The sequence below is a fragment of the Streptomyces hazeniae genome, assembly GCF_031845485.1.
In the GTDB taxonomy this organism is placed as follows: domain Bacteria; phylum Actinomycetota; class Actinomycetes; order Streptomycetales; family Streptomycetaceae; genus Streptomyces; species Streptomyces hazeniae.
Genome location: NZ_JAVREQ010000023.1, coordinates 95,598 through 102,277, shown reverse-complemented (window position 1 = coordinate 102,277; position 6,680 = coordinate 95,598). Strand labels below are relative to the sequence as shown.

The window sequence follows — 6,680 nt, the reverse complement described above, 5'->3', positions numbered from 1 at the left end:
CCGGGGTGCGCGGGTGGGTGGGGACCGGGTTCGTGAGCGGGCGGGAGCCGGGGTTCGCGGGCGGGCACCCCGATGGGCGTGTCCGAAATGGGGCATACCGTGATGAGGGTGTAGAAACGGACATGTGACGGTTCCGGATCATGGCAGCCCGCGGTGACCGCGCAAGCGGACGCGCGCACGCGCGCCGTGCTCGACAAGGCCGCGCACGAGAACTTCCCGGTCGCGCCCCGGATGCTGCCCAAGGCCTGGCGCCGCGACCTGATGGCCGTCTACGGCTACGCCCGGCTGGTGGACGACATCGGCGACGGCGACCTCGCCCCGGGCGGCCACGACGCCGCACTACTCGGCGTAGGACCGGAGAGCGCCCACGACCGGCTGGCCCTGCTCGACGCCTTCGAGGCGGACCTGTACCGCGCCCTCCACGCCGCGACGGGCCGCCCGGACACCACGGGCGCGGGACCGCCCCGCCACCCGCTGCTCGCCGCGCTCGTCCCGACCGTACGGGCGCACGCGCTCGGCCCCGAGCCCTTCCTCGGCCTGATCGAGGCCAACCGGCAGGACCAGAAGGTCCGCCGCTACGAGACCCTCGCGGACCTCGAACGCTACTGCGAACTGTCCGCCAACCCCGTCGGCCGGCTGGTGCTCGCCGTCACCGGCACCGCCACCCCCGAACGCCTCCGCCACTCCGACGCGGTGTGCACCGGCCTGCAGATCGTCGAACACCTCCAGGACGTCGCCGAGGACCTGCGCCGCGACCGCGTCTACCTCCCCGCCCGGGACATGCGGCGCTTCGGGGTCACCGAGACGGACCTGGCCGCTCCCACGGCCGGCGCCCCCCTGCGGGCCCTCATCGCCTTCGAGTGCGAGCGCGGACACCGGCTGCTCGACCAGGGCACCCCGCTGGTCCGCAGCGTCCGCGGCAGGCTCCGCCTGCTGCTCGCCGGCTACGTCGGCGGGGGACGGGCGGCGCTCGCCGCGATCCGGCGCGCCGGCCACGACGTACTGCCCGGACCCCCCGCACCCACCAAGGCCGGCCTGCTGCGCGGCGCGGGTGCGGCCCTGCGAAGAGAGGGGTGACCGAACCACCGTGGTCACAGCCCAGTGCGAACTCCGGCTGTCCCCGCCCGTCCTCGCCGCCTACACGTACTGCGAGGCCGTCACCGGCAGCCAGGCCCGGAACTTCTCCTACGGCATCCGCCTGCTGCCGCCGGGCAAGCGGCGCGCCATGTCCGCCCTCTACGCCTTCTCCCGCCGGATCGACGACATCGGTGACGGCCCGCTCGGCGCCGCCGCCAAGGAGGCGCGGCTCGCCGAGGCGCGCGCCGTCCTCACCCGGGTCCGCGACGGCGGCGTGTCCGAGGACGACACCGACCCGGTCGCCGTCGCCCTCGGACACGCCGCGCGCAGCTACCCCATCCCCCTGGACGCGCTGGACGAGCTGATCGACGGCGTCCTCATGGACGTGCACGGCCGCCGCTACGAGACCTGGGAGGAACTGCGCGAGTACTGCCGCTGCGTGGCGGGCACCGTGGGGCGGCTGTCGCTCGGGGTCTTCGGCACGGCCGCCGGCCTGGGCACCGGAGCACGCGGCGGCGCGCGCGAGTCTGCTCGCGCCGCACAGTACGCCGATACGCTCGGCCTCGCCCTCCAGCTCACCAATATCCTCCGCGACGTCCGGGAAGACGCAGAGAGCGGACGCACCTATCTGCCCACCGAGGACCTCGACACCTTCGGCTGCTCCGGCGGCTTCTCCACCGACTCGCCACCCCCCGGCGCCGACTTCGCCGGACTGATCCATTTCGAGGTGCGGCGCGCCCGCACCCTCTTCGACGAGGGGTACACCCTGCTCCCCATGCTCGACCGCCGGTCCGGCGCCTGCGTCGCCGCCATGGCCGGCATCTACCACCGCCTCCTGGACCGCATCGCTCACGACCCGCTCGCCGTGCTCCGCGGCCGCGTCTCCCTGCCCTCCCGCGAGAAGGCCTACGTCGCACTGCGCGGGCTCGCCGGCAGCGACAGCAGACAGGCCGCCCGCAACGCCCGCCGCGCCCTCCCCCTGCGGAGCGGCGCATGACCCGCAACCCGCACACGCACCCCTCGGCGGAGCCCGAGCCCCTGCCGGAACGGCGCGCCGTCGTCGTCGGCGGGGGACTCGCCGGCACCACGGCCGCGCTGAGCCTCGCCGACGCCGGACTGCGCGTCACACTGCTGGAGTCCCGGCCGCGCCTGGGCGGACTGGCCTTCTCCTTCCGCCGCGACTCGCCGGCCGGCCCCCTCACCGTCGACAACGGCCAGCACGTGCACCTGCGCTGCTGCACCGCCTACCAGTGGTTCCTCGGCCGTATCGGCGGCACGCACCTCGCTCCCGTCCAGCGGCGGCTGGACGTCCCCGTCCTGGACGCGGCGACCGGCCGGCTGGGACGGCTGCACCGCACGGCCCTGCCCGTCCCGCTGCACCTGGCGGCCAGCCTCGCCGGCTACCCGCACCTCTCGCCCGCCGAACGGGTGAGCGCCGCGCGCGCGGCACTCGCTCTGCGCAGCCTCGACCCCGCCGACCCCGACCTGGACCGCACCGACTTCGCCTCCTGGCTGCACCGCCGGGGCCAGACACCCCGGGCCGTCGAGGCCCTCTGGGACCTGGTGGGCGTGGCCACCCTCAACGCGCGCGCCCCGCACGCCTCCCTCGCGCTCGCCGCGAAGGTCTTCCGCACCGGGCTGCTGTCCGCGCCCGGCGCCGCCGACATCGGAGCCGCCCGCGTCCCGCTCGGCGACCTCCACGACACGCTCGCCCGCGCCGCCCTGGACCGCGCAGGCGTGGACGTCCGGCTGCGCGCCCGCGTCCGCGACCTCACCCCCGCCGGGCCCCCGCCGGGCCGCCCCGCGCCCTGGCGGGTGACCGCCGACAGCGGCCCCGGCCCGTCCGAGGAGTTCACCGCCGGTACCGTCGTCCTCGCCGTGCCGCACCGCGAGGCGTACCGGCTGCTGCCCGACGGCGCCCTGCCCGAAGCACGCCGCCTGCTCTCGCTCGGCGACGCGCCCATCCTCAACGTCCACGTCGTCTACGACCGGCCGGTGCTGCGCCGTCCCTTCTTCGCCGCCCTCGGCAGCGACGTCCAATGGGTCTTCGACCGCACCGAGCCCTCCGGCCTCACCGGCCCCGGCCAGTACCTCGCCCTCTCCCAGTCCGCCGCGCACGACGACATCGACCGCCCCCTGAAGGACCTCCGCGCCCGCTACCTGCCCGCGCTGGAACGCCTGCTGCCCGCCGCACACGGCGCGCGGGTGCGCGACTTCTTCGTCACCCGGGAGCGCACCGCCACCTTCGCGCCCGCTCCCGGCACCGCCCGGCTGCGCCCCGGAAGCCGCACCCGGCTGCCCGGTGTCCAGCTCGCCGGAGCTTGGACCGATACTGGCTGGCCAGCAACCATGGAGAGCGCCGTACGGAGCGGCCTCGCCGCCGCGCGGGCGGCCCTCGACGCCGCAGGCCGCCCGCACGACGCAGATCCATCGCACCGCATCGAGAGAAGGGCCGTGGCATGAGCGCCACCACCGAACGCGCAGAAGAGGCCGCCGCGCCGGCGGACCGGGGGAGCGGCACGGCCGGAGCGGGCCTGCCCGAGGGCCCCAGCGCGGCCGACACCGCCAAGGTCACCGCCCTGCTGGAACGCGGCCGCGCCCTGTCCACTCCCGTGCTGCGCGCCGCCGTCGGCCGGCTCGCCTCCCCGATGGACACCGTCGCCGCCTACCACTTCGGCTGGATCGACGCCCACGGCGACCCCGCCGACGGCGACGGCGGCAAGGCCGTACGTCCCGCCCTGGCGCTGCTCTCCGCCGAGGCCGCCGGCGCCGCCGCCGAGACGGCCCTCCCCGGAGCCGCCGCGGTGGAGCTGGTGCACAACTTCTCGCTGCTGCACGACGACCTGATGGACGGCGACGAGCAGCGCCGCCACCGCGACACCGTGTGGAAGGTGCACGGCCCCGCCCAGGCGATCCTCGTCGGTGACGCGCTGTTCGCCCTGGCCGGCGAAATACTGCTGGAGCTGGGCACCCCCGAGGCGGGCCGCGCCACCCGGCGGCTCACCGCGGCTTCCCGCAAGCTGATCGACGGTCAGGCCCAGGACATCTCCTACGAGCACCGTGAACGGGTCACCGTCGAGGAGTGCCTGGAGATGGAGGGCAACAAGACCGCCGCCCTCCTGGCGTGCGCCACCTCCATCGGAGCCGTCCTCGGCGGCGCCGACGAGGACACCGCCGACGCCCTGGAGGACTACGGCTTCCACCTCGGCCTGGCCTTCCAGGCCGTTGACGACCTGCTCGGCATCTGGGGCGACCCGGCCGCCACCGGCAAGAAGGCATGGAGTGACCTGCGGCAGCGCAAGAAGTCGCTGCCGGTCTCCGCCGCCCTCGCCGCGCCCGGCGACGCCGCCCGCCGCCTCGCCGAGCTGATGACGGCCGACGCCAAGAAGAGCCAGGCCGAGTTCGAGGACTTCGACGAGGCCGAGTTCGCCGCCCGCGCCGCCCTCATCGAGGAGGCCGGCGGCCGCGCCTGGACGGAGCAGGAGGCCCGCCGCCAGCACGCCGGGGCGCTGCGGGCCCTGGACCGCGTCGCCATGCCCGGCCACGTGCGCGAGCAGTTCACGGCGCTCGCCGACTTCGTGGTCGTGAGACAACGGTGAGGAAGGGGTAGGTATGACCACCACAGCCGGGAGCGGCAGCGCCGCCGTCCCCGCCGCCACGCTCGGGCAGGTGCACGGCACCCCGCTGCGGAGAACCGCCGAGGACGCCGCCGCCCGCGCCGTCGAGCACCTGCTGGCCCGTCAGGACACGGCGGGCTGGTGGAAGGGCGACCTGGAGACGAACGTCACCATGGACGCCGAGGACCTGCTGCTGCGCGAGTTCCTCGGCGTCCAGGACGCCAAGCTCACGGAGGCGAGCGCCCGCTGGATCCGTTCCCAGCAGCGCGAGGACGGTGCCTGGGCAACCTTCCACGGCGGCCCCGGCGACGTCTCCACCACGGTCGAGGCCTACGTCGCGCTGCGTCTGGCCGGCGACGACCCGGCGGACGCGCACATGGCGCGGGCCTCCGCCTGGGTGCGCAGACGCGGCGGCGTCGCCACCGCCCGTGTCTTCACCCGCATCTGGCTGGCCCTGTTCGGCTGGTGGCGCTGGGAGGACCTGCCGGAGCTGCCGCCGGAGCTGGTCTACCTGCCCCGCTGGTTCCCGCTCAACATCTACGACTTCGGCTGCTGGGCGCGGCAGACCATCGTGCCGCTCACCGTCGTCTCCGCGCACCGCCCGGTGCGTCCGGCCCCGTTCGCCCTGGACGAACTGCACCGCGACCCCGCCCGGCCCTGCCCCCCGCGCGGTCGTACGGCCTCCGCGTTCACCTGGGACGGCGTCTTCCAGCGCCTCGACCGCGCGCTGCACGCCTACCGGGGCGTCGCGCTGCGGCCGCTGCGCCGCGCCGCCCTGCGGGACGCCGGCCGGTGGATCGTCGAGCGTCAGGAGAACGACGGCTGCTGGGGCGGCATCCAGCCTCCGGCGGTGTACTCCGTCATCGCGCTGCGGCTGCTCGGCTACGACCTGGACCACCCGGTACTGCGCGCCGGGCTGGAGTCCCTGGACCGCTTCGCCGTGTGGCGGGAGACCCCCGACGGGCCGGTCCGTATGGTCGAGGCCTGCCAGTCACCGGTGTGGGACACCTGCCTGGCCACGCTCGCCCTTTCCGACGCCGGCCTCCCCGCCGACCACCCCGCGCTGCTGAAGGCCGGCGACTGGATGCTGGGCGAGGAGATCACCCGGCCCGGCGACTGGTCCGTGCGCAGACCCGGACTGCCGCCCGGGGGCTGGGCGTTCGAGTTCCACAACGTCACCTACCCCGACCTCGACGACACCGCCGAGGTGGCGCTCGCGCTCCGGCGCCTGCGGCACCCCGACCCGTCACGGATCGACGCCGCGGTCGCCCGTGCCGTGCGCTGGTCGCTGGGCATGCAGTCCAGGGACGGGGCCTGGGGGGCTTTCGACGCCGACAACACCAGCAGCCTCCCCAACCGGCTGCCGTTCTGCGACTTCGGCGAGGTCATCGACCCGCCGTCGGCCGACGTCACCGCGCACGTGGTGGAGATGCTGGCCCACGAGGGCCGTGCCGACGAGCCCGCCACCCGGCGCGCCGTGCGCTGGCTGCTCGCCGAACAGGAGGCGAGCGGAGCCTGGTTCGGCCGCTGGGGCGTCAACCACGTCTACGGCACCGGCGCCGTCGTGCCCGCACTCGTCGCGGCCGGCGTCCCCGACGGCCATCCGGCGATCCGCCGCTCCGTCGCCTGGCTGGAGAAGGTCCAGAACGACGACGGCGGCTGGGGCGAGGACCTGCGCTCCTACCCCGAGCCCGACTGGGTCGGTCGCGGCGCCTCCACGGCCTCCCAGACCGGCTGGGCGCTGCTGGCCCTGCTCGCCGCCGGTGAACGGGACGGCCAGGCCGCCCGCCGGGGCGTGGAGTGGCTGGCCCGCACCCAGCGGGAGGACGGTTCCTGGGAGGAGCCGTGGTTCACCGGCACCGGCTTCCCCTGGGACTTCTCCATCAACTACCACCTCTACCGGCAGGTGTTCCCGCTGATGGCCCTGGGCCGCTACCTGCACGGCAACCCGGAGCCCCGGGCCGCGGCGTGAACGGGCGGTCCGGT

Annotated in this window: 5 protein-coding genes; all 5 read left to right on the top strand. The window is 75.4% G+C overall.

Going from position 1 to position 6,680, the window contains the following annotated elements:
- Positions 1 to 153 precede the first annotated feature (153 nt).
- The 5 genes from hpnC to shc are packed head-to-tail and all read left to right on the top strand — an operon-like array spanning position 154 to position 6,666.
- On the top strand, positions 154 to 1,077 hold the full coding sequence (hpnC, locus tag RM572_RS22780; RefSeq protein WP_311675278.1) for a squalene synthase HpnC: 924 nt from the start codon (positions 154 to 156) through the stop codon (positions 1,075 to 1,077).
- 37 nt (positions 1,078 to 1,114) lie between these two features.
- The gene (hpnD, locus tag RM572_RS22775; RefSeq protein ID WP_311675285.1) at positions 1,115 to 2,074 is read left to right on the top strand and encodes a presqualene diphosphate synthase HpnD; all 960 of its coding nucleotides are present in this window, start codon (positions 1,115 to 1,117) and stop codon (positions 2,072 to 2,074) included.
- Positions 2,071 to 3,540 (top strand): hydroxysqualene dehydroxylase HpnE, encoded by a 1,470-nt coding sequence (gene hpnE, locus RM572_RS22770; protein ID WP_311675277.1) that lies wholly within the window; start codon positions 2,071 to 2,073, stop codon positions 3,538 to 3,540. Before hpnD ends, hpnE begins: the two co-directional genes overlap by 4 nt.
- The gene (locus tag RM572_RS22765) at positions 3,537 to 4,676 is read left to right on the top strand and encodes a polyprenyl synthetase family protein (RefSeq protein ID WP_394813681.1); all 1,140 of its coding nucleotides are present in this window, start codon (positions 3,537 to 3,539) and stop codon (positions 4,674 to 4,676) included. The genes hpnE and RM572_RS22765 overlap by 4 nt, the downstream gene beginning before the upstream one ends.
- A gap of 13 nt (positions 4,677 to 4,689) precedes the next feature.
- Positions 4,690 to 6,666, top strand: a complete 1,977-nt coding sequence (gene shc, locus RM572_RS22760; protein ID WP_311675276.1) for a squalene--hopene cyclase — start codon at positions 4,690 to 4,692, stop codon at positions 6,664 to 6,666.
- Positions 6,667 to 6,680 lie beyond the last annotated feature (14 nt).

Bases quoted from the DNA above. Each gene is read 5' to 3' on its own strand.
- RM572_RS22765 (WP_394813681.1), top strand. From the start codon at position 3,537: ATGAGCGCCACCACCGAACGCGCAGAAGAGGCCGCCGCGCCGGCGGAC.
- hpnE (WP_311675277.1), top strand. From the start codon at position 2,071: ATGACCCGCAACCCGCACACGCACCCCTCGGCGGAGCCCGAGCCCCTG.
- shc (WP_311675276.1), top strand. From the start codon at position 4,690: ATGACCACCACAGCCGGGAGCGGCAGCGCCGCCGTCCCCGCCGCCACG.